The sequence below is a fragment of the Pseudomonas khavaziana genome (genome assembly GCF_019145205.1).
Lineage (GTDB): Bacteria > Pseudomonadota > Gammaproteobacteria > Pseudomonadales > Pseudomonadaceae > Aquipseudomonas > Aquipseudomonas khavaziana.
Genome location: NZ_JAHSTT010000009.1, coordinates 88,501 through 110,164, shown reverse-complemented (window position 1 = coordinate 110,164; position 21,664 = coordinate 88,501). Strand labels below are relative to the sequence as shown.

At 60.6% G+C, this 21,664-nt stretch carries 16 protein-coding genes; 11 read left to right on the top strand and 5 right to left on the bottom strand.

Annotation, left to right across the window (positions count from 1 at the left end):
* Positions 1 to 5 precede the first annotated feature (5 nt).
* The 3 genes from tssM to KVH01_RS21075 are packed head-to-tail and all read left to right on the top strand — an operon-like array spanning position 6 to position 4,920.
* The gene (tssM, locus tag KVH01_RS21085) at positions 6 to 3,356 is read left to right on the top strand and encodes a type VI secretion system membrane subunit TssM (RefSeq protein WP_217882759.1); all 3,351 of its coding nucleotides are present in this window, start codon (positions 6 to 8) and stop codon (positions 3,354 to 3,356) included.
* A complete protein-coding gene (locus tag KVH01_RS21080; RefSeq protein ID WP_217882758.1) occupies positions 3,353 to 4,084 on the top strand; it encodes a PP2C family protein-serine/threonine phosphatase in 732 nt (243 codons plus the stop codon). The genes tssM and KVH01_RS21080 overlap by 4 nt, the downstream gene beginning before the upstream one ends.
* Complete coding sequence (locus KVH01_RS21075) at positions 4,081 to 4,920, top strand: serine/threonine-protein kinase (protein ID WP_217882757.1); 840 nt, start codon at positions 4,081 to 4,083, stop codon at positions 4,918 to 4,920. Before KVH01_RS21080 ends, KVH01_RS21075 begins: the two co-directional genes overlap by 4 nt.
* 8 nt (positions 4,921 to 4,928) lie before the next feature.
* Here KVH01_RS21075 and KVH01_RS21070 read toward each other — a convergent pair whose 3' ends face one another.
* Positions 4,929 to 5,258 (bottom strand): DUF6388 family protein, encoded by a 330-nt coding sequence (locus KVH01_RS21070; protein WP_043050524.1) that lies wholly within the window; start codon positions 5,256 to 5,258, stop codon positions 4,929 to 4,931.
* A gap of 11 nt (positions 5,259 to 5,269) precedes the next feature.
* A complete protein-coding gene (locus KVH01_RS21065; protein ID WP_043050525.1) occupies positions 5,270 to 5,548 on the bottom strand; it encodes a hypothetical protein in 279 nt (92 codons plus the stop codon).
* 315 nt (positions 5,549 to 5,863) lie between these two features.
* Between KVH01_RS21065 and KVH01_RS21060 the strand changes: the two genes are divergently transcribed.
* Positions 5,864 to 7,933 carry an EAL domain-containing protein gene (locus KVH01_RS21060; protein ID WP_217882756.1) on the top strand — a complete coding sequence of 690 codons (2,070 nt, stop codon included), beginning with the start codon at positions 5,864 to 5,866 and terminating at the stop codon, positions 7,931 to 7,933.
* Between the two features lie 452 nt (positions 7,934 to 8,385).
* Here KVH01_RS21060 and KVH01_RS21055 read toward each other — a convergent pair whose 3' ends face one another.
* Genes KVH01_RS21055 through KVH01_RS21045 form a run of 3 tightly spaced genes read right to left on the bottom strand, consistent with a single transcriptional unit; the run spans position 8,386 to position 11,669 of the window.
* Positions 8,386 to 9,228, bottom strand: coding sequence for a metal-dependent hydrolase (locus KVH01_RS21055; protein WP_217882755.1), 843 nt, complete (start codon positions 9,226 to 9,228; stop codon positions 8,386 to 8,388).
* A 15-nt stretch (positions 9,229 to 9,243) separates the two neighbouring features.
* Complete coding sequence (locus KVH01_RS21050; protein WP_217882754.1) at positions 9,244 to 10,134, bottom strand: SDR family NAD(P)-dependent oxidoreductase; 891 nt, start codon at positions 10,132 to 10,134, stop codon at positions 9,244 to 9,246.
* Entirely contained in the window at positions 10,131 to 11,669 is a 1,539-nt protein-coding gene (locus tag KVH01_RS21045) for a flavin-containing monooxygenase (RefSeq protein ID WP_217882753.1), read from the bottom strand. Before KVH01_RS21045 ends, KVH01_RS21050 begins: the two co-directional genes overlap by 4 nt.
* A gap of 288 nt (positions 11,670 to 11,957) precedes the next feature.
* Between KVH01_RS21045 and KVH01_RS21040 the strand changes: the two genes are divergently transcribed.
* The 7 genes from KVH01_RS21040 (at position 11,958) to KVH01_RS21010 (ending at position 21,663) form a co-directional block, all read left to right on the top strand.
* Complete coding sequence (locus tag KVH01_RS21040; RefSeq protein ID WP_217882752.1) at positions 11,958 to 12,956, top strand: alpha/beta fold hydrolase; 999 nt, start codon at positions 11,958 to 11,960, stop codon at positions 12,954 to 12,956.
* 309 nt (positions 12,957 to 13,265) lie between these two features.
* On the top strand, positions 13,266 to 14,546 hold the full coding sequence (locus tag KVH01_RS21035) for an alkane 1-monooxygenase (RefSeq protein ID WP_043050876.1): 1,281 nt from the start codon (positions 13,266 to 13,268) through the stop codon (positions 14,544 to 14,546).
* Between the two features lie 124 nt (positions 14,547 to 14,670).
* Positions 14,671 to 15,165 (top strand): alkane oxidation protein activator PraA, encoded by a 495-nt coding sequence (gene praA, locus KVH01_RS21030; RefSeq protein WP_217882751.1) that lies wholly within the window; start codon positions 14,671 to 14,673, stop codon positions 15,163 to 15,165.
* A 134-nt stretch (positions 15,166 to 15,299) separates the two neighbouring features.
* Positions 15,300 to 15,794: an alkane oxidation protein activator PraB gene (gene praB / locus KVH01_RS21025; protein WP_217882750.1), complete on the top strand. Its 495-nt coding sequence runs from the start codon at positions 15,300 to 15,302 to the stop codon at positions 15,792 to 15,794.
* Positions 15,795 to 15,928: 134 nt separating this feature from the next.
* Entirely contained in the window at positions 15,929 to 17,386 is a 1,458-nt protein-coding gene (locus KVH01_RS21020; RefSeq protein ID WP_217882749.1) for an outer membrane protein transport protein, read from the top strand.
* 254 nt (positions 17,387 to 17,640) lie between these two features.
* Positions 17,641 to 20,166 carry an acyl-CoA dehydrogenase gene (locus tag KVH01_RS21015; protein WP_217882748.1) on the top strand — a complete coding sequence of 842 codons (2,526 nt, stop codon included), beginning with the start codon at positions 17,641 to 17,643 and terminating at the stop codon, positions 20,164 to 20,166.
* Positions 20,167 to 20,319: 153 nt separating this feature from the next.
* Complete coding sequence (locus tag KVH01_RS21010; protein ID WP_217882747.1) at positions 20,320 to 21,663, top strand: 3-oxoacyl-ACP reductase; 1,344 nt, start codon at positions 20,320 to 20,322, stop codon at positions 21,661 to 21,663.
* The last annotated feature ends 1 nt before the right edge of the window (position 21,664 follow it).

Below are 21,664 nucleotides of genomic sequence, written 5' to 3'. Positions count from 1 at the left end.
AATCAATGAGCGCATTTTTCAAGGGCGTTGGCGCCGTGCTGAGTCGGGTTTGGGTCTGGAGTCTGCTACTGGTGCTTTGCAGCGCTGTACTGGTGTGGTGTCTCGGGCCGCTGCTGGCGGTGGCCGATCACCGCTTCTGGCAAGGACCGACGGCCCGCCTCGCCAGCATCAGTGTGTTGTTCCTGCTGTGGGGTTTGGCGATGGTGATGGTCGGCGGACGACGGGCCGGTGGGCGCGAACGACCTGAGCGGCTGGCGCCCGCTCAAGCGTTGAAATGGGTGGAGGACGAGCAGAAACATCTGCGCAGTCGGTTCAAGGAAGCGCTCCAGGTGCTCAAGACCTCTCGCCGTTACGGGATGCATAACGCGCGCTGGCGCCATGATCTGCCCTGGTACCTGATGATCGGAGACCAGAGCAGTGGCAAGACGCGGCTGCTGGCAGCCGGCGGCTTGCAGTGGCCGCTCGACCATGCCGACACACGGGCACAGGGTAACCACTGTGACTGGTACTTCGCCGATGCCGGCGTGCTGATCGATGCCCCTGGACGCTACCTGAGCCAACCCGACAGTGCCGTGGATGCAGCAGGGTGGGCGACTTTGCTGGACAGGCTCCGGTGTCGGCGCAGCGTGCGCCCACTCAGTGGCGTGATCGTGACGCTTTCCGTGGACGCGTTGCTGACCACCACCGAGTACGATCTGGATCAGCATGCGCGACATGTACAGTCGCGCATGCAGGACATCCAGCAGTCATTGCATGTGGACGTACCCATCTACCTGGTGCTGACCCAGGCTGATCGGCTGCCGGGCTTCACCGAGTTTTTCGACGTGCCGCTCAGGGAGGCCCCCGACGATGTGCTGGGCCAACCCCTTGATGGCAGCTGCCCGACTGACGTCACGCAGGTCCGTCAAGCCGTCGAGCAGTTGTTGCAACGTTTGAACGCTGAACTGATCAGCCGCCTGCACCAGGAGCGCAATGTCGAGCGCCGCGGCCTGATGCTTGATTTCCCGCAACAGGCTGCGCGGATGGGTGAGCGTATTTGCCTGTTCATCGAGTCAGCTTTTACTGCTCATCGCTACCAGCGCGTCAACGGACTGCGCGGCTTCTACCTGACCTGCGCCGGTGACAAGCAAGCTCGTTTTGTCCAGGGCCTGTTCAGCCGGGTGATCTTTGCCGAGGCCGACCTTGCAGGTTTGCAGGCGCCGGAGCAGCAGCGTATCCGGCGACGCCAGGGGCTGCTGGCAATGGCTGTAGCACTGGTGCTCGGTTGTGCCGCAGCGTTATGGATGCACAGTTATGCCGTCAACCACCAACGGCTGAAGCAAATGGCGGCGCTGACAACCGCCGTCTTGCCGGTCCTGCAGGACCATGATGATGCGTCGTCGCTATTGCAGCTGTTGGATGCACGCCTGGCGGCGACCCAGGTCTTTCCTGCGTCGGCAGAGGTGCGCCTGATTGAACGCGCCGGATTGTACCAAGGGGAGCCGAGCCTCCCATGGGTTACCCAGGCTTATGATCAGGCGCTGCAACAGCACATGCTGGCGTGGATAACGGCCCAGCTCGAAGAGCAGGTGCGTGCCAACCTTGGAGACCGCGAGCAGTTGTTGGATCACCTGCGCGCATACCTGATGCTCAATGCGCGTGAGCGTCGCGATAACAGTTGGTTGGCACAACATCTGACGAACCATTGGGCGGTACGTTTTGCCGCAGACATGTCGACCCGCAAACGCCTGGGGCAACACTTGGCGCGCTTGCTTGAACGGCCATTCGTAACCCCCCTTGATGACGACCTTGTGGCCCAGGCCCGGGAAGCCCTGAGGGGTGAGTCATTGGCCGATGTGGTGTATCGGGTGCTGCGCGAGCAGGCACGCGACCTGGAGCCCTTGCGCCTGGCCGAAGGCAAGGTATTTGCTGCGCTCGACCCACCGATTCCCGGGTTCTATACCAAGCGCTATGTGCAGTTCCTTGATGCTCAAGGTTCGAGGCTGGTAAATGCCATTGCCCAGGACAACTGGGTGCTGGGGGAGGCCACCGATTTGAGTCCTGAGGATTTGCGCCGGCTGATGATCCAATTGCAACAGCGTTACTTCGGTGAATACGCCGATGCCTGGAGTGCGGCGCTCGGCCGCGTCAGGCTGCGGCAAACCGACAACCTGCGCGAAGATGCCGAACAACTCACGGCCCTGACATCGGCCCAGTCACCCCTGATCCTGCTATTGCAGCAACTGCGTGAAAACACTCGTCTGCTGCCGGGTCACGAACTTTTGGATCAGGTGGCCAAGCGCTCGGGTGAACTGGGGGTAATAGCCAAGGCCTCGCTGGGGCAGGCGGGCCTTCCCGACGCCGGGCGACGAGCGTTGCAACGGCGTTTTGAACCCTTGCACCAGTTGCTGGACGAGCAGCAGGACCCCGGCGCGGCGTTGTCCCAGGCGTTGCGCCTGCTGGATGAGCTGCACCTGCAACTGACGGCATTGAACCGCGATAGCGCACCGGAGCAGGCAGCGTTCCGGAGGGTAAAGGGTCGTATGGAGGGGCAGCAGGATGTGATAGGGAACCTGCGTGATGCTGCAGCGCGCTTGCCGTTGCCACTTGCGGGGTGGTTTGAAGGGGTGGCCGATGTCAGTTGGCGGCATTTGTTGGAGCAGGCTTATGTGCACGTCAACCAGCGTTACCAGAGCGAGGTTTATAGCCTGTACGCCAAGGCGATTCGCCAGCGATACCCATTCAATGCCCATGCGGCCAGCGAAGTTGCTCTTACTGACTTTCATGAGTTTTTCAAACCGAATGGGGTCATGGCTCGTTTTTACGACGGGTATCTGCGGCCATTCGTCAGTGTCGACGGTGCCCGCTATCGGTTGCGTGGCCTGGATGGTCAGAGCTTGCCGGTGTCGCACTCGTTGCTGGATCAACTGATGAAGGCCCAGGTTATCCGGCGCGGCTTCTTCACCCCGGATCAGGGTGAACTGTCGGTTCGGTTTACCTTGGCGCCCTACAGCCTGGATCAGTCAGTCAGCCGGGCGATCCTGCGCTTTGGCGACCAGCAGTTGGAATATCGCCACGGCCCGATCGTGCCCATGGCGTTCCATTGGCCAACCGATGCAGACAATGGGCGCAGCAGCCTTGTCCTGGAGAGAGGAGGGGGCCAGCGGCCACTGGGAATCGAGAAGAACGCAGGCGCATGGTCGTTGTTCCGCTTTTTGGACCTGCTGCACAAAGAGCCCGCTAACGGGCGAAACACACAGATTTTCAAGGCGGACCTCGCCGGCCTGCGTGCCAATTACCTGCTGACCAGCCAGCGTACACCTGGCCCGTTTGACATCGGCACCTGGCGCGCCTTCCGACTGGCGCAGCAACTGTGAGCCAGGGGCCTGGTCGGTGGCGCAGTGCCGGACGCACCCAGCGCGGGCAGGCGCGATTGCGCAACGAAGACGCGTTTCTGGACTGCCCGCAGCATGGCTGTTGGGCAGTGGCGGACGGAATGGGCGGACATCGACATGGGGATGTCGCCAGCCGCTGGGTGGTCAGCAGCCTCGCTTCAGTGTCGGCCCGAGGCAACCTCGATCAACGCATCGACGCGGTCCGCAAGAGTTTGCACAGCGTCAACCAGCGCCTGAGGAGTTGTCGAGCCGGGCCTATCGCGAGCGCTGACGCCACAATTGGTAGTACGGTGGTCGCCTTGTTGCTGGAAGAAGGCCGTGCTGCCTGTCTCTGGGCGGGGGATAGTCGCTGCTATCTGTGGCGTGGGCAACGCCTTTACCAATTGTCGAGGGACCATTCGCTGTTGCAAGGCCTGATGAACGAGGGGCAGGTCAGTGCGGCCCAGGCCCGGGCTTACCCTGGCGCCCGGGCCCTGACCCGGGCCATTGGTGCACGTTCGCCACTGCACCTGGAGGTACTGGAACTCAGCACTCGTCCAGGCGATGTGTTTTTGCTGTGCAGTGATGGTCTCTACCAGACGCTCAGTCACGCAGACCTGGGCCGGGCGCTGCGCTTGGGTGCGCCGCAGCAGGCGGTTGAGCGCCTGTTTGCCGCGGCGTTGCGTGGGGCGGCACGGGATGACCTGACCGCTGTAGTGGTGCAGCCTTGAGCTCGACGGGCGAGCCGCCTCGTTTGCTGGGCGGGCGCTATCACCTTGAGTACGTACTGGGCAAAGGCGGGATGGGTGTGGTGTATCGTGCTCGTGACCTGTTGCACGAACAATTAGGCGAGGCGTGTTCGCCTGTGGCACTCAAGCTATTGGGCGAACCTTTTGCCCAGTGCCCGGATGCACATGTGTTGTTGTTCAGCGAATTTGCGTTGGCGCGTAGCCTGCGACATCCGCGCGTGGTGCGGATGTTTTCGTTCGAGGTCGACACCCAGAGCCAAATCGCGTTTTTCACCATGGAGTGGCTGCAGGGCGTGACCCTGGACCGGCTGCTCCTGGAGTGTCCCGATGGTTTGCCCTGGCGGGAGCTGCAACCCATGGCCCTGCAGTTGCTGGATGCCCTTGCCTCCACCCATCAGCAGAATGTGTTGCACGGCGATGTCAAGCCGGCCAATGTCATGGTGGGACAGGAGGGGGTGTGCTTGTTCGATTTTGGGCTGGGGTGTGCACAAGCGCAGGTGGCGAACCTGCCGAGCCTGAGTCGCAGCCGGATCAATGCCTGGACGCCCGCTTATGCAGCGCCGGAGTTGCGCGAGGGCGGTGCGTTGACCGCTGCCGCCGACGTGTATGGCGTGGCCTGCATTATCTACGAGCTGGCCCATGGCACGCGTCTTGGCAAGCACGCGCCGATGGATAGATTGACCTGCCCGAGGCAACTGCCCAGGCGCTGCTGGTCGGCGTTGCGTGTGGCGCTGGCGACAGACCCGCAACAGCGAACCATCACGGTCGCCGAACTAGGCAGGGCCATGAGTTGCAAACGGCCGCGTTGGTATCTGTAGGGCGAGAATCAAACCTTCAAGTCATGCAACTGGCAGTATTCGACCCAGTCCATGCCGGCCATCTGTGCGACTTCTTTATGCACCTCGCGGCGTTGCGCCTCGAAGGCTTCGCTGGACTCGGCCGTCAGCTTGAGCGTCAGTTCCCAGGCGAACAGATGCTGTTGTTCTGCTTGTGCTTCGAAGGCTGCGTGCAGGCGTTCGGCGCGATACTGCGCCAGGGTTTCGCCCCTGGCCTGGGCCGCCAGTGGATTGAGGTTGTCCAGCTCACTGGCGATGTGCGGGTGTTCGCGCAGGAATCTGTCCAGTGCAAGCTGGTAGGTATCACTGGGTGTTGACAACGCTATGCACCTTAATTGGAGGGCCGGATCTCGGCATCGGAAGTATGGCTGCTGACCTGGCGCCGAGCCCGTTTGCGCGCCCTGCGCTGCATCCAGTTCTGCAACGGCGCGAGCAGAAAGAATGTCAGGTAGGCGACCAGCACCAATGCCAAGTCCACCCAGGTCTCGGCAACGGGTCCGGTAAACAGCTCGATGACGTTTTTGATCACGAACAGCAGCACCACGCTGCACAACCACAGCAGGATGGTGACAAATAAGGGACGCATGGTGCTTGGTCGCTTGTCTTGCATAGTAAGGCTCCTTTGTGCCCGTTGTCGTTCCAGGCTAGATTCCCTGAGCGCACCCGCTGTTACGCAGGTTGTAACATCCTTTGACACGCAGAAAGGCGCGGATGATACCGACTCAGACAGCCTTAGAGGATGACTCAAGTCAGAAAGTTCGATAATTCATTAGAGAATTCGTGTAGTAACCCAGCAGATAGTGGCGAAAAAGCCCGAGAACTGTGGGCAAAAGGCTTTCACTCCAACCATTAGGACGTGTAGCGTTAGCGAGGGTTTCCGGCGCTGGTTTTCAGCGGCAGTTAGGCGACGGGCAGAGGACGGCTCATGGCACAAAGGCTGTTCAGACTTTTCCTTACCCAGCGCCTGGCAGTCTTGGCCAGCGCCGAATCGTTGCGTGCGATTCGTGAAGGACTGCTATGGATCCTGCCTTGCCTGCTGGTATCCGCCGGTTTCCTGATCCTGTCCGAATGCGCCCGGGTACTGGGATTCAGCCCGCAGGTGGTAGCGTTCCTGGCAGGGCTGCACAACCAGATCAGTTCGGTGATTCCCCTGCTGGTCGCGGCCTCCATCGGTTACATGTTGGCGATCCAGCACCGCCTTCCACAGTTGCCGGTCGCATTCCTGTGCCTCGCCCATGTGGTGGTTGCCACTTTTGTGCTGCGCGAATACCCCAGGGCTTCGGCCACTTTCTTGCTGTTTATAGCTATCGCCTCACCCTTGGTCAATGTGCCCGCCATCGCCTGGCTGCACCGCTTTCGTTGGACGCGACTGGTCAACGAAGACCTGGTCGGGCATAACCTCAAGGGCACCATCAATATGGTGCTCCCCGGTGCGATTACGGCGGTGTCGTTGGCGGTGCTGCTGTCGTTGCTGCTGCTGATCCCCTATGTGGCGCAATGGCAGGGGCCCCAGGTGCTCGATGCATTGCAAGCGCCCTACGGCAGCGGACTCTTTGTAACGCTGATGAATTCGCTGCTGTGGTTCTTCGGCATTCACGGCGTGTATGCGATGCAGCCGCTGTTCGACGTGCTGGATAAGGCCGTGGTGCTCAACGGCGCGGCGCAGGCCGCGGGGGAGCCAGTCCTGTACCTGCTCAACAGCGGCCTGTTGGGTAGTTTTGCGTTTATCGGCGGTTCCGGCGCCACATTGTGTCTGCTGCTGGCGATCCTGCTGTTTTCCAGGAGCCAATCCATGCGGTTGCTGGCTATTGCCAGTTTGCCGCTGTCGTTATTCAACGTCAGCGAGGTGCTGTTGTTCGGGTTGCCGATCATTCTCAACCCGCGTTTGTTCATCCCCTTTGTGCTGGTGCCGGCGTTCAACACCGTGGTGGCGCTGACGGCAGTGCAGTTGGGCTGGGTCTCACCGGCGGTGGCCAGCGTGCCATTTACCGCGCCGCTACTGCTCAATGCCTACCTCAGCACCCATGGTGATCTGGCGGCGGTGCTGCTGCAGCTGGCGCTGCTAGGTGTGGGTACTTTGGTGTATGCGCCCTACGTGCGGGCAATTCATCGCCAAACCTGCGAGGGTGGCACGGTTTATTTGAAGTCCCTGGATATGACCTTTCGCGGTCTTGAAGAAAAAGGCCGTCTGCTGAAGTTCGATCCGGTGCTGGCCTCCCACAGGGCTTCGGCACGACAGGCCGTGGAGTTGAGTCGAATCCAGCAGATCAGCGATTACGAGTTCTACCTTGAGTTCCAACCCCAGGTGTCGACCCGCACCGGCCTGTGCACCGGGTGCGAGGCGTTGATGCGTGCCCGGGACAGCCAAGGCACGGTGCATTCACCCTGGGAGTTCCTGCAATGGCTTGCGCAGGCCAGGCTGATGCCGGATGTGGACGTGTGGGTGGCGTCCCAGGCCGTGCGCCAGTATCAGAAGTGGAAGAAGGACGATTTTGAACTGCCGATGACCATTAACATTTCCAGCGCCACCTTGAAGGACGCGGCCTATGCTGATCGTCTGGTGGACATTCTTGCCCAGGCCCATGGCTGGGTATCGGTGGAGATCACTGAGGACGCGCTGGTCAGTGATATCCCGGCTACGCGCCAGACCATCGAGAAACTGCAGGCCACGGGCGCCAAGGTGTATCTCGATGATTTCGGCACCGGCTTTTCTGCATTGAGTTACCTGCATCAGTTTCCTGTGGACTTCATCAAGATTGACCGCAGTTTTGTGGTTGCCCAGCGCGACCCCAAGGGCGCCCAGGTGCTGACCGGCATGTTGCGTTTTTGCGAGGCCTTGAAGCTGGGGGTGGTGGTGGAGGGGGTGGAAACTGCCGAGCAGTTGGGTTTTCTGAGTACGGGGCCCGAGGTGTTTATCCAGGGGTGGTATTTCAGCAAGGCACTGCCGGGGGATCAATTGCCGGGGTTTGTGCGTGAGCGGGCGGCGTTGGCTTGATTCATATGAGGGAGGGGCCTGCCCCCGATCCCGGCCTGACGGCTGACCAGTATTTGACTGATGGTCTCGGTCCAAATGTGGGAGGGGGCTTGCTCCCGATGGCGGCCTGACAGTTGACCAGGATGTTGGATCACACCGAGTACATATCCATTATTTAGGTAACGGCCACAATTGGTTCCGCTTTTACAGCGGGTCACTTTGAAAAGCGCAAAGTAACCAAACGCTCTTGCCCCACCACTCGGCACCTCGCCCGGGTCAGCCTGCAATCCGGGATAGGGCCGTCGCCACGCGCCATCCTCGGCGCGGGGCGGCTAAACCGGCATCCCTGCCGGTTTACCCCCCAAATCCCTGTCGAATTCCGGCCAGCGTGGTTTAACGGGGCGCCTCAAATCAAAAGCAGATCAACAGCAGATCAAGAGCGGCTCGCTGCGCATCGTGGTTACACTCGGCTCCTACGCCGACTCATACCCGCGCCGCGTCCGCTCAATCTCTTCCACCAACCCGTCTATCCCCGCCAGGCGTGCCCGGTTGTCATGATCCCAAGGATGAAACCCCGGTTTGAAATAATGCAGCCACGGCCGCAGCATGCGCGGGAACACGCCCTTGGGGCCATACAAATACTTGATCATGCGCCACAGCCCCTTGAGCTTGCCGCCCGAGGTGCGGTCGGCAATCAACAGGCGTACGTGGAAATCCAGTACCACCAGCCAGAACATCAGGGTGGTGGTCAGCATGGTCCCGGTGCGCAGCAGATAGCGTGCAGGGCCGGGCTTGATGACGCGGTTCCAGACATCGAACGCCACGGCTTTATGTTCGGTTTCTTCCAGGGCATGCCAGTACCACATCTGCTGGTAACCCTTGAGCGAGTCGCCAAAGCGCGAGGGGTCGCTCAGCAGGATTTCCGCGAGCATCGCGGTGTAATGCTCAAGGGCAATGGTTACTGCCAGGTTGAACGCTGGCGGCAGGTGTTTTTTCTGCAGGTCGAGGAAGAATTTCAGGCGCCCGTCGAGGGTGTGCGCCGGTAGCCCGGCCGCTTGCAGCAGGTCGTTGTAGGCCACATGTTCGCGACTGTGCATGGCCTCTTGGCCGATAAACCCCTGGATTTCCTTTTTCAGTTCTGGATCGTCGATCTGCCCACGGTAGTGGCGCACGCTGTCCATGAAAAACAGCTCGCCCTGGGGAAACAACAGCGACAGGGCATTGAAGAAATGACTGATGACCGGACCTTGTTCATGCCAGTCCTTGATGCGCTCGGCAGGCAAGGCAAAACGGATATCGCGACGGATCGGCAACATGGTGCGTCCTCCTGTTCAAAGACGGGGCTCGTCGTTGGTTTCAAATACCGGCCTGCGTGGCTTGGGCGCCATGCGCTTGCTGGCCAACACCACCAGCGCTTGATAGGCCGATGGCAGGCAACGGGCGAGCAGGTCGAGAAAATAGGCGTCGCGACCGATCAGCACGCGACGCTTGTTTTTGCGCACGCCTTGCAGGATCACCTTGGCGGCCTGGTCGGCATCGGTGATGAACAGCTTTTCAAAATCGGCGCGGGCTTGTTGCTCGCTGTGGATGAGGAACCCGGTCATGTTCGCGTCGATGCGGCTGCTGCGGCAGATATCAGTGCGAATGCCGCCGGGGTGCACACAAGTGGCTGAGACCCCGCAGCGTTGCAGGTCGAGTTCCTGGCGCAGGGCTTCGGTAAAGCCGCGCACGGCAAACTTGGTGGCGTTGTAGCCGCTCATGCCGGGCTGGGCGAACAGGCCGAACACGCTGGAAGTGTTGACCACATGCCCGTCGCCGCTGGCCTTGAGGTAGGGCAGGAATGCCTTGGTGCCATGCACTACGCCCCAGAAGTTGATGCCGACGATCCATTCCAGGTCGGCGTAATCCACGCCTTCCACGGTGCTCGACAGTGCCACCCCGGCATTATTGAAAACCAGGTTGACCTGGCCGTGCTCGGCGGCACAACGGGCCGCCCAATCCTGCATGGCTTGGCGGTCGGAGACGTCCAGCACCTGGGTGGTGACGGTTACGGGCGCCAAGGTCGAAGTCTGCACCAGTGTCAGGGTCTGCTCCAGCCCCTGGCTGTTCTTGTCCGCCAAGGCCAGGTGGCAGCCCTCCCGTGCCAGGGCCAGGGCCAGTGCGCGGCCCATGCCGGAGGCCGCACCGGTGATCGCCGCGACGCGGCCGTTGAATGACTTCATGACAGGCTGCCTTCTGTGGCGGAGTGGGGTGCGGGTAGCGGGCGCGGTGTGGCGGGCGTCGGCAGTGGGCTGGCAAGATAGTCCTTGAGCGCAAAATGCCGGGTGACCTGCTTGAAGCGCCAGGTCGAGCCGGGCCACAGCGTGGTGTTCTTGCCGGTGCGTGGGTCCAGGTACCAGCTCTGGCAGCCGCCGGTGTTCCAGATGGTGCGCTTGAGCTTGTCCTGCAACTGGCGGTTGTAGGCCTGCTCCACGGCGGGCTTGACCTCTACCGTGGCAATGCGCTGGCGCTGCATTTGGCGCAGTGCGTCGAGGATGTAGCTGACCTGGGCTTCGATCATCAGAATCATCGAGTTATGCCCCAGGCCGGTGTTGGGCCCCACGATCAGGAACAGGTTCGGATAGCCCGGCACGGTGGTGCCTTTGTAGGCATGGGCGCCGTCGCCCCAGGCGTCTATCAGGTCGATGCCGTCGCGGCCGATGATGCAACCGCGGGGCAAGGGGTCGCTGGCCTGGAAACCCGTGCCGAAGATCAGGCAGTCAGCGGGATGCTTGATGCCGTCGGCGGTGATCACACCATCAGCTTCGATGCGCAGCACGCTGTCGGTGACCACCTCGACATTGCTGCGCGAGAGAGCCGGGTAGTAGTCGTTGGAGATCAACACGCGCTTGCAGCCAATGGTGTAGTCCGGCGTCAGCATCTTGCGCAGGGAAGGGCGCGCCACTTGTCTGCGCAGGTGACGCAGGGCGATTTTCTGCACCATCTTCATCAGCCGTGGATGCAAGGCAAAACCCACCACCCGGCCTTCCAGCGCCCAGTAGAGGGCGCTGCGCACCAGCTTTTGGGTGAACGGCAGGTGCTTGAACAGCCAGCGCTCGAAGGTTGAAATCGGTCGGTCGGGCTTGGGCATGATCCACGGCGGTGTGCGCTGGAACAGGTCCAGGTGCGCCACTTGCGGCGCGATCTGCGGCACGAACTGAATGGCGCTGGCGCCGGTGCCGATCACCGCCACGCGCTTGCCTTTCAAGGCGTAGTCGTGGTCCCAGTGCTGGGAGTGGAAGCGCTTGCCCTTGAAGCTTTCCAGGCCCGGGATGTCCGGCATCGCCGGGCGCGACAAGCCGCCCATGCCCGATACCAGCACCCGTGCACTGACCTGGCGGCCATTGCTGAAGGTCAGGTGCCAGCGTTGCTGCTGCTCATCGAACTCCGCACGTTGCAGGCCCATGCCGAAACGCAGGTAGGGCGCCAGCTCGAAGCGCGTGGCGCATTGTTCCAGGTAGGCGCGGATCTCAGGTTGCGCCGCGAACTGCCGCGTCCAGTCCGGGTTGGGCGCAAAGGAAAACGAATACACATGGGACTGCACGTCACAGGCGCACCCCGGGTAATGGTTATCGCGCCACGTACCGCCGAGGGTTTCGGCCTGCTCAGCGATAAAGAAGTCGGTGAGCCCGGCTTCCTTGAGTTTGATCGCCATGCATAAGCCCGCGAACCCCGAGCCGATGATGGCGATGTCGATTGAATCACTGCAGGCATTCATAGGGCTGCCTCATTAGTAGAAGGCTTGGGCATCGAATCTGCTCCTGTTTTTGTTTTGTCTTTTAGATAGAACACCATTGCAAAGGAAAATTGAATTATTTATTTTAAAAAAGATTTTAAATAATCTACCTGAAAAAATCGCCTACGCTAGGATCTTGTTGCGCATGTGGGATTTGTCCGACGGGCGAGCACGCCATGCATCAAGTCTAGGTCCAGGGTGTGGACGATGGCTGAGGCCCTGATCAATTCCGGTCAGGTCGCCAGCCGCAGGGAAGCAGAGGACCGAGCTATGGCTGTCGAATGGGTAGTGGCTGCGGGCGTGCTGGTGGGCGCCAGCGCGGCGTTATGGGGCTTGAGTGCCTGGATGACGCGACGCATTGAAGCGGCCGTTCCGAGCAACGGGCGCTTCGTCGAGGTACAGGGCGAGCGCTTTCATTATGTCGAAGAGGGCAAGGGCCCACCGCTGGTGATGATCCACGGGCTGATGGGCAGCAGTCGCAACCTGACGTATGCCTTGTCCGGCCAACTGCGTGAACATTTTCGCGTGATCACCCTCGACCGACCGGGTTCGGGCTATTCCACCCGGCGCCGTGGCACGGCGCCAGACCTGCCGGCCCAGGCCCGGCAAATTGCCGCCTTTATCAACACGCTCGACTTGGATAAGCCGCTGGTCCTGGGGCATTCCCTGGGCGGTGCGATAGCCTTGGCGCTGGCCCTGGACCATCCCCATGCGGTGTCCGGATTGGTGCTGGTCGCGCCCTTGACCCATCCCCAACGCATGCTGCCGCTGGTGTTCCTGTCTTTGGCGGTACGCCCGGCCTGGTTGCGACGCTGGATGGCCCACACGTTGACCATGCCCGTTGGCCTGCTGACCAAGAACGCGGTGGTCAGGGGGGTATTCGCTCCCGATGCTGCGCCGCCGGACTTTGCCACCCGTGGCGGCGGGTTGCTGGGCATGCGCCCCGACAACTTCTACGCCGCCTCCACCGAGATCAACCGCGTCAACGATCACCTGCCGGACATGGTCAAACGCTACCCGCAGCTGACCCTGCCTATCGGGCTGATCTATGGCGCGCAAGACAAGGTGCTCGACTTCCAGAAACACGGCCAGGCCCTGGCGAGCAAGGTGCCAGGATTGAAAATGCAGGTGGTGGAAGGCCGTGGACACATGTTGCCGATCACCGCGACGCAGCGAGTGGCGGCGCTGGTAGATCAGGTTGCCAAGCGCGTTCGACCCGGCGAAAACGTCAGGCAGTTGCACTCACCTGTAGCCCTGGCGAGCAAATAAGTGTGCGACCCGACTCGCGGTTCAACGGCGTTGATGCCTGCCCTAGACACCTGACCACGTGGCTGAAAAAGAGACTGTACGGTCACGGAAAAAAGGGCTGGAGAAACTAGTTGACGACCTAACGATTCCGCGCTATTTATTTAAAAAAATTATTTCAATGTGTAATTTGAAATTATTTTTGAAATGCCTAAGAGCGAATAAAATAATGAAAAAAACGCCTTTTATCGCATGGTCAATGTCTCGGAGCTGTCAGCGCTCCGTGAACCTCTCAGCTGCCCGAGCATTCAGTGAATGCGTGTGGAGGTTGCCATGAATCAGACCCTGGCAACCTCGCAAGTCTGGACCGACGGCAAGCGCCACCTGTGGTGGCTGGGCATCATGCCCCTCGCAACTCCGCTACTTTCCGGCGCCCTGGCAATCGGCACCGGCGTGCAGCAACTCTGGTGGGTCGGCGTGCTGGTGATCTTCGGCTTGATCCCGTTGATCGATGGCCTGCTCGGCGAAGACGTCAGCAACCCACCTGAATCGGCCGTCAGCAACCTCGAATCCCAAAGCTACTACCGCTGGATCGTCTACACCGGCGTGCTGTTTGTGATCGCCTCAGTGGTCATCACCGGCTGGCTGGCCGCCGGCGGCATCGACTGGATCATCAACGGCGGCCTGCTGCACGCCACTGCCGCGCTGGAGCCCTCAAGCTGGCTGGCAAGGACCGCAGCATTCATTACAGCCCGTACCGAGCTGCACGGCGAAATCAGTGTGTTCACCTACTTGGGCATGGCGATGTCCACCGGTGCCGCCACCGGCATCGCAATCAACACCGCCCATGAACTGGGGCACAAGCCCAAGCCCCTGGAAGTGTTCCTGGCCAAGGTCACCCTGGCGCCGACGTTCTACGGGCACTTCTACACCGAACACAACCGCGGCCATCACGTACGAGTCGCCACCCCGGAGGATCCGGCCAGCTCGCGGCTGGGTGAGAGTTTCTGGGCGTTCCTGCCGCGCTCGGTGTGGTTCAGCGCCGTGTCGGCCTGGAACCTGGAGCGCGAACGCCTGCGCAAACTCGGCCTGCCGGCGCTGCACTGGAAAAACGCGGTACTCAGTGCCTGGATGTACAGCGTGGTGTTGTGGGGCGCGATGATTGCCTGGCTGGGCGCGGCAGTGATTCCGTTCCTGATAATCCAGGGTATCTACGGGTTCTCGTTGCTGGAAGTGGTGAACTATGTCGAGCACTACGGGCTCAAGCGCCAGAAGTTGCCCAACGGCCGTTATGAACGCTGCTCGCCGCGCCATTCATGGAACAGTAATCGGATTGTCACCAATATCTTTCTGTTCCAACTTCAGCGGCACTCCGATCACCATGCCAACCCGACGCGCAGTTATCAGTCGTTGCGTCACTTCGATGAGTCACCGCAACTGCCCTATGGCTACGCGAGCATGATTGTCTGGGCCTATGTGCCGTACTTATGGCGGCGGCGCATGGATCATCGCGTACTCAATCACTATGCCGGGGATATCAGCCTGACCAATCTTCAACCGTCACAACGTTTGAAGTATCTGGAGAAATACAGCAACAGCGCGAAGCCGTTTTGAGATGAAGTAAGCAGTCAGGGCTTACTCGGGATCTGTGTATCGCGCAGGTCCTTATCGCCCCCAGTTTCAGTTGCAAGAACGTGGTTTGACCCTACAAAAATAATTTAAGGGAAGGACGTCCACCATGCAAAGTTCTGCCAAGTTCACCGCCCACATCGTGCTGGCCGCGATGGGCCTGATTGTCTATCACCAGGCCCAGGCTGCCCGTATCGAACCCGCCGGCAGTGCCTTCACTGCCCAGGGGCCTATCAGTTTTTCCAAGGGCAAGCTGATCAGCGCCGACTGCACCATCAAGGTGGCAGGCAAGGTCGCTGCCGATGGTTCATCAGTGAATGTCGATAAAGTCGAATTCGACGGCGGCCTCAAATGCAGCCGCGTTGAAGCAATTAACCTGCCCTGGGTGCTGGTCGCCAACGATACCAAAAGTGGCTCGATGTCGAAGATCAGCGTGGATGTGCACGCCTTTGGCCTGGGCGGCAAGTGTGGGCCTTCGACGGCCGACGGTACGTGGGATAACGCCACCGGCAAGTTGGAAGCTGCCGATGTGCCTATTGGCGAAGACTGCAAGATCAACACGGTGTCGATCAAGATGCCGGCCAACTTCAAAGTTGTCGAATAAAGCGTTTTGACTGTTATAGCGGTAGATGCATTGAAATTTGGCTGGAAAGGGAAGTTCTGCAGTTTCACCGTGACCTCTCGATCATGGCCATTACCCCTGGCGAAATGAATCGCCATAACATGTGAGGAAAAACAATGAAAAGCTTGAAAACTCTCGTGTCGCTCTCTGCCTTGGCTGTTTGCATGGGTGCTGCTTCCATGGCCAATGCCTATAGCATCAGTCCGGTTAACTCGAGCTTCACTGCACCAGGCACCATTTCGGTGAAGTCACCCTCTTCCTACCAGGCCACTGTTAACTGCACCGCGAACTTTACCGGTAATGTAGATGCCACTGGTGTGGCAAAAATTACCGGGGTAACCGTGAGCGGTAGCGGCCTTTGTGCATTGCCGAAAATCACCGGATTGCCATGGACATTGACCGCCACAGGCCCTGCCACAGGTTCGGTCGCCAACGTCGGCTACACCATTGCCTCCTCAGTGCTGTACCCAGCGTCCAATTGTGGGCCTTCGACCATCAACGTTGGCTACGCCGGTGGCGTACTCACAGCGTCCAATCAAGGCCTCAGCAATTCCTGCACCGTTGTGAGCCTGAGTGTGACCCCAAGCCCTACCTTCACCATCGTGCCTTGATGGCAGGTCGGAGCACCGCGTTGATCACCTGCTGAAAGACTGGCGCCTGTGTACCAGGCGCCAGTTCATGCAGTGCCAGGCAGCAAGACGAACTGGCGGGGCCGGTTCACAGGGATAACAAAAAGGAGTGCCGCATGAATAATAAGAAACCACATGTGCAAGTTTTGCTGGGGCTGGCGTTGATGGGGGGCATGACCGGCGTCATAGCGCCTGTGCAGGCTGGCGGTTTTTCTACCCCTACCTACGGTGCGCCCGGTTGGGGCCGGGCCTTTGCCGGTGGTTCGTTATTCAAGAACGACCCGAGTTCGGCGTATAACAACCCGGCGGCCATGGCGTTTGTCGAACATAATGTCGCGCAATTCACCGTCGACTATGCGCGGATCAAGATCAAGTACAAGGGCAACGCCTCCGATTATGCAGGCAACCCGATTTCCAGTACGCCATTGGACGAGAATGGTTTTCCCGATGGTGCCGCGACCACTGTCAATAACAACGATGGTGGCCAGGGTGGCTTCACCGCCTGGCTACCGACCGGCTTCATGGTAATGCCATTGGGCGACCGGTTTGCCTTCGGCTTGAGCCAGGTGGTTCCCCAGGGCATGCGCTCCACCTGGGATGAAGACTCCAAAGTGCGCGACTTTGCCGTGGATACGAAAATCGAAACTGTCGGCTTGACGGGCTCGTTGTCTTTCAAAGTCAACGACCAGTTCTCCGTCGGTGGCGGCTTGATCGTGCAACACAGCAAGGGCTTCGTCAGCCAGAACGTTGACTTGCTCTCCGCGGCGGCGGTGTCCGATTCCGAACTGGGCGGTATCAATTTCCCATCCGATGTGGGACACGCCTTGATGCGCGTCAAGGTCGACAATATTTCCACCGGCTGGTTTGCCGGCGTGGTGTGGAAGCCCACTGAACGAGACACCTTGGGTCTCAATTACCACGCCAAGATCAAAAACAAGATGACCGGTAAATACAATCTGTATGCCGATCAGTTTTCCTACAACCTCATGACGCAACCCAGCCCATTCGGTGGCAACGGTACGCTGGTCAACACCGCCTATCCTGGCCTGAATCTGGCCCCGGACGGCGCCCATGCCAGTGTTCAGCTGGACATTCCCGCCACCGCCGGCCTGGATTGGGTGCATCAGTTCAATGATCGTTTCACCATGGGCGCGAGCGTGACCTGGACCGAATGGTCGTCGTTCAAGGACCTGACGCTCAATTCCGGAGACATGCGCATTGTCTCCATTCCCTACAACTACAAGAACACCTGGATGTACTCTCTCGGCGGTGATTATCGTGCGACCGATGAGCTGACCTTGCGAGCAGGTGTCGCGATTGACCAGACCCCGACGCGCAACTCCACCCGTGATCCTCGGATTCCGGACGGTGACCGCACGTTCCTGTCGTTGGGGGCTGGCTACGACGTGAAAGCGGTCAAGGGCCTGAGCCTGGATGTGGCCTATTCCCACCAGTTCGTGCAGAAGGTCAACCTCAAGACCAAGAACGTCGATCGCCTGGGCGGCGCGAGCCTGGATGGCAAGGCCGAGTCTTCAGGGGACGTGGTGAGTTTGTCGGCGACCTATGCGTTCTAACGAGGCATAAGGAGGAGGGTGGCAAGCGCATCTTGCTGCCCTCCCAGATTGGTCCCGTAACAGTGCTGTGATTGATCTGACTGGTGAACGATCAGGCTGATTTGGTCAGCCGTTTTTTTTGCTTATGGATTAAATAAAAATTTCAAAACAAAATTTGAATTTAGTCTTTCAAGTTTGTAGTGTGGTTTTACGCCGCAGCTCATTTCGACCTGCCTGTGTGTTGGCCACACCCCGAATCAAGTAGAGGTATCCCCATGCTTATCTGGTTATTGGTGGGTTTCGCCGCAGCGATTGCCCTGGCGTATCGACAAGCCGCCGCCACCCTGTGGCTCGGCGCTGGGCTAATCTGGCTGGCGGTTGGCTACCTGTTCAATGCAGTGGCCGGCCTGGGCACTGCTGTTGCAGCCGTGCTGGTGGTGTTGCCGGCCTTGGTGCTGGCGATCAAGCCCCTGCGCCGCGCCCTGCTGACCAGCAAGGCCCTGGGCCTGTTTCGTACAATCATGCCGGCGATGTCTGATACCGAGCGTGCGGCCATCGAGTCGGGCACTGTGTGGTGGGATGCGGAGCTGTTCAGCGGCAAGCCCAACTGGCAGCGCCTGCTGCAAGCGGCGCCGGCCAGCCTGAGTGCCGAGGAGCAAGCCTTCCTCGACAACGAGGTGGAAAACCTGTGCGACATCGCCAATGACTGGGAAACCACCCAGGTCTGGCAAGACATGTCGCCCGAATGCTGGCAGTACACCAAGGATGCCGGGTTCCTCGGCATGATCATTCCCAAGCAGTACGGCGGCAAAGGGTTCTCCCATTACGCCCACTCCCAGGTAGTGATGAAGCTGTCGACCCGCTGCTCGGCGGCGGCGATTTCGGTGATGGTGCCCAACTCCCTGGGCCCGGCTGAACTGCTGCTGCATTACGGCACCGACGCCCAGCGCAATTACTACCTGCCGCGCCTGGCCAGGGGCGAAGACATCCCGTGTTTTGCCCTGACCAGCCCCTATGCCGGCTCCGATGCGGGCGCGATTCCAGACCTGGGCATCGTCTGTAAAGGCCTGCACGAAGGCGAGCAAGTGCTGGGTTTCAAAGTGACCTGGGACAAGCGCTACATCACTCTCGGCCCGATTGCCACGGTGCTGGGCCTGGCGTTCCGCGCCGAAGACCCGGACGGCTTGCTCGGCGCGCCCGGTTCACTGGGTATTACCTGCGCGCTGATCCCCACATCCCACCCAGGTGTGAACAGCGGTCGCCGCCACTGGCCGCTGAACGCGGTGTTCCAGAATGGTCCTACCACCGGCAAGGATGTTTTCATTCCGTTGGAATGGGTAATCGGCGGCCGCGAGCAGATCGGCAACGGCTGGCGCATGTTGATGGAATGCCTGGCGGCGGGGCGGGCGATTTCCCTGCCATCGGCCAACGTCGGCCTGGGTAAAGTCGCGGTGCGTGGTACCAGCGCCTATGCGGCGATGCGCAAGCAGTTCGGCCTGCCCATCGGCAAGTTTGAAGGGGTGCAGGCACCGTTGGCACGCATGGCCGGGCATTTGTATGCCTGCGATGCGGTGCGCAAGGTGTCGGTGGCGTCCCTGGATGCCGGCGAGAAACCGTCGGTAATCTCGGCCATCGCCAAGTACCACGTCACTGAGCGTGCGCGGATCATCGTCAACGACGGCATGGATATCGTCGCCGGCAAAGGCATCTGCATGGGCCCCAATAACTTCCTTGCCCGCGCCTACCAGCAAAGCCCCATCGCCATTACGGTGGAAGGCGCCAACATCATGACCCGCTGCCTGATCATCTTTGGCCAGGGCTTGATTCGTTGCCATCCCTACGTGTTTCGCGAGATGGAAGCGGCGCGCAACCCGGATCGGCGCAAGGCGCTGGAAGAGTTCGACAGCGCGATGTTCGGCCATGTGAGTTTTGTCCTGGCCAACACCGTACGCGCAGCGGTGCATGCGCTGACTGGCGGGCGGCTGATTTCGGCGCCGGCCAAGACCGACCCGGCGCTGGCGTCCTACTACCGTCAGGCCAATCGGCTGTCGGTGGTGCTGGCGTTGATCTCGGACATTTCCATGGGCGTGTTGGGCGGTGCCCTCAAGCGTAAGGAAAGCATCACCGGGCGCCTGGGGGATATTCTCTCCCAGCTGTACATCCTGTCCTGCGTGCTCAAGCGTTTTGAGGATGATGGCCAGCCCCAGGCCGACCTGCCGCTGGTGCATTGGGCGGCCCAGGATGCATTGCTGCGCGCCCATGAAGCCTTGGCCGAAGTGCTCGATAACTACCCCTCGAAACCCGCTGCGGCGGTGATGCGTGGCTTGAGCTTTCCGCTGGGCATTCCACTGCGCAAACCCTCGGATCGCCTGTTGGCCCAGGTGGCGGATGTGGTGCAGACCCCGGGGGAAACCCGCGATCGTTTGCTGGCCAATTCCTACATCCCGCGCCCGGAAATCGACAAGCTGGCCTATGGCGAACTCGGCTTCCGTTTATTGCCGCAAGTGGAGCTGATCGAGGCCCGGCTCAAGCCCTCCATCAAGCAAGGCTTGCTCGAGCCGCTGCCGATCTCGGCCATGGCTTTCACCGTCTGGCGCGTCAAGGCGCGGGCGCTGGACTTGATCAGCGATGACGAAGACACCTTGCTGGCGCGCTATGTGGAGTACGCCGACCACGGCATCCAGGTCGATGATTTTCCCCAGGATTTTGGTTTGCTGGAGGCCTTGCAGCAACGTAAGCAAGCGCTGGAGCCGAGCGCCAAGCGTCGCAGCAATCAAAGCGAAAACGCCCCGGTCAACTAAGAAGAACGCGGTCCAAATGTGGGAGGGGGCGTGCCCCCGATAGCGGTGTGTCAGCCAAGCAGATTTACCTGATAGACCGCCATCGGGGGCATGCCCCTTCCCACATTTGACCGGGTTCACAAGGCAGGATCAGTGTTGTGAGTGGAATCCTCTATGAGTGACAACTACCTTTCATTCGTCAATTCCCCCTGGGGCCGTCGTCTGGCCCAGGCTGTCGGCCTGCCGCAGCCTTTGCCGCTGCAACGCCATCGCGGTGGCCAGGCCGGGCTGGCCAACCCGGTGATCATCGCCGGGGCCGGGCGCCTGGTGGCATCGGTGCAGCGCATTTTCAGCGCCACCGACACCGTTGCCGCCACCCCGGCGACCCTCATGGCGCCGTCTACCGTTAAGGTGCAAGGCGCGGTGTTCGACGCCAGTGACATCGCCGATCTGCAACAGCTGGATGAGCTCTACGTGTTCTTCCATGCCAACGCCAAGCGCCTCGGCCAACATGGCCGGGTGGTGGTGCTCGGCACAGCGCCGGAACATTGCAGGGACTTGCCCCAGGCCATCGCCCAGCGCGCTCTTGAAGGCTTGGTACGTTCGCTGGCCAAGGAACTGCGCCGGGCGATCACCGTGCAGTTGCTCTATGTGGCGCCAGGTGCCGAGGAGGCATTGGACAGCAGCCTGCGCTTCTTCCTGTCGCGCTGTTCGGCCTATGTATCGGGGCAGGTGGTGCGCCTGCAAACACCGGTCGATGGCAACACTGCCGTCAATTGGGACAAACCCTTCGCCGGTCGACGTGCCTTGGTCACCGGCGCCTCCCGGGGCATCGGCCTGGCCATCGCCCAGGTGCTGGCGCGGGACGGCGCCCATGTGGTGTGCGTGGATGTGCCCCAGGCCCAGGATGCGTTGCAGCAGGCCGCCGCCAGTGTCGCAGGTTCGGCCTTGCCCCTGGACATCACTGCCGCCGACACCGCTGCGCTGTTGCAAGCCCACGTCAGCCAATACGGTGCCTTCGATGTGGTGGTACACAATGCCGGCATCACCCGTGACAAGACCATCGCCAAGATGACCGAAGCCGCCTGGCGCAGTGTATTGGCAGTCAATCTTGAGGCACCGTTGCAGCTCAGTGAGGCCTTGCTCGACAGCCAGGGCCTGAACCCAGGTGGGCGCATCGTGTGCGTGTCGTCGATTTCCGGTATCGCCGGCAACCTGGGGCAAAGTAACTACGCCACCTCCAAGGCCGGGGTGATAGGCCTGGTGCAGGGCCTGGCGCCGCGTGCGGCGGCTCGGCAGGTCACGGTAAATGCGGTGGCCCCCGGGTTTATCGAAACCCAGATGACCGCAAAAATCCCGCTGATGATCCGCGAAGCGGGGCGACGCATGAACTCGTTGTCCCAGGGCGGGCAGCCGATTGATGTGGCCGAGACCATCGCCTGGCTGGCCCATCCCGCATCCGGCGGGGTCAATGGCCAGGTGGTGCGGGTGTGTGGCCAAAGCCTGTTGGGAGCCTGAG

Bases quoted from the DNA above. Each gene is read 5' to 3' on its own strand.
- KVH01_RS21040 (WP_217882752.1), top strand. From the start codon at position 11,958: ATGGCTGTCGAATGGGTAGTGGCTGCGGGCGTGCTGGTGGGCGCCAGC.
- KVH01_RS21060 (WP_217882756.1), top strand. From the start codon at position 5,864: ATGGCACAAAGGCTGTTCAGACTTTTCCTTACCCAGCGCCTGGCAGTC.
- KVH01_RS21055 (WP_217882755.1), bottom strand. From the start codon at position 9,228: ATGTTGCCGATCCGTCGCGATATCCGTTTTGCCTTGCCTGCCGAGCGC.
- tssM (WP_217882759.1), top strand. From the start codon at position 6: ATGAGCGCATTTTTCAAGGGCGTTGGCGCCGTGCTGAGTCGGGTTTGG.
- KVH01_RS21035 (WP_043050876.1), top strand. From the start codon at position 13,266: ATGAATCAGACCCTGGCAACCTCGCAAGTCTGGACCGACGGCAAGCGC.
- KVH01_RS21050 (WP_217882754.1), bottom strand. From the start codon at position 10,134: ATGAAGTCATTCAACGGCCGCGTCGCGGCGATCACCGGTGCGGCCTCC.
- KVH01_RS21010 (WP_217882747.1), top strand. From the start codon at position 20,320: ATGAGTGACAACTACCTTTCATTCGTCAATTCCCCCTGGGGCCGTCGT.
- KVH01_RS21020 (WP_217882749.1), top strand. From the start codon at position 15,929: ATGAATAATAAGAAACCACATGTGCAAGTTTTGCTGGGGCTGGCGTTG.
- praB (WP_217882750.1), top strand. From the start codon at position 15,300: ATGAAAAGCTTGAAAACTCTCGTGTCGCTCTCTGCCTTGGCTGTTTGC.
- KVH01_RS21045 (WP_217882753.1), bottom strand. From the start codon at position 11,669: ATGAATGCCTGCAGTGATTCAATCGACATCGCCATCATCGGCTCGGGG.
- KVH01_RS21015 (WP_217882748.1), top strand. From the start codon at position 17,641: ATGCTTATCTGGTTATTGGTGGGTTTCGCCGCAGCGATTGCCCTGGCG.
- KVH01_RS21065 (WP_043050525.1), bottom strand. From the start codon at position 5,548: ATGCAAGACAAGCGACCAAGCACCATGCGTCCCTTATTTGTCACCATC.
- praA (WP_217882751.1), top strand. From the start codon at position 14,671: ATGCAAAGTTCTGCCAAGTTCACCGCCCACATCGTGCTGGCCGCGATG.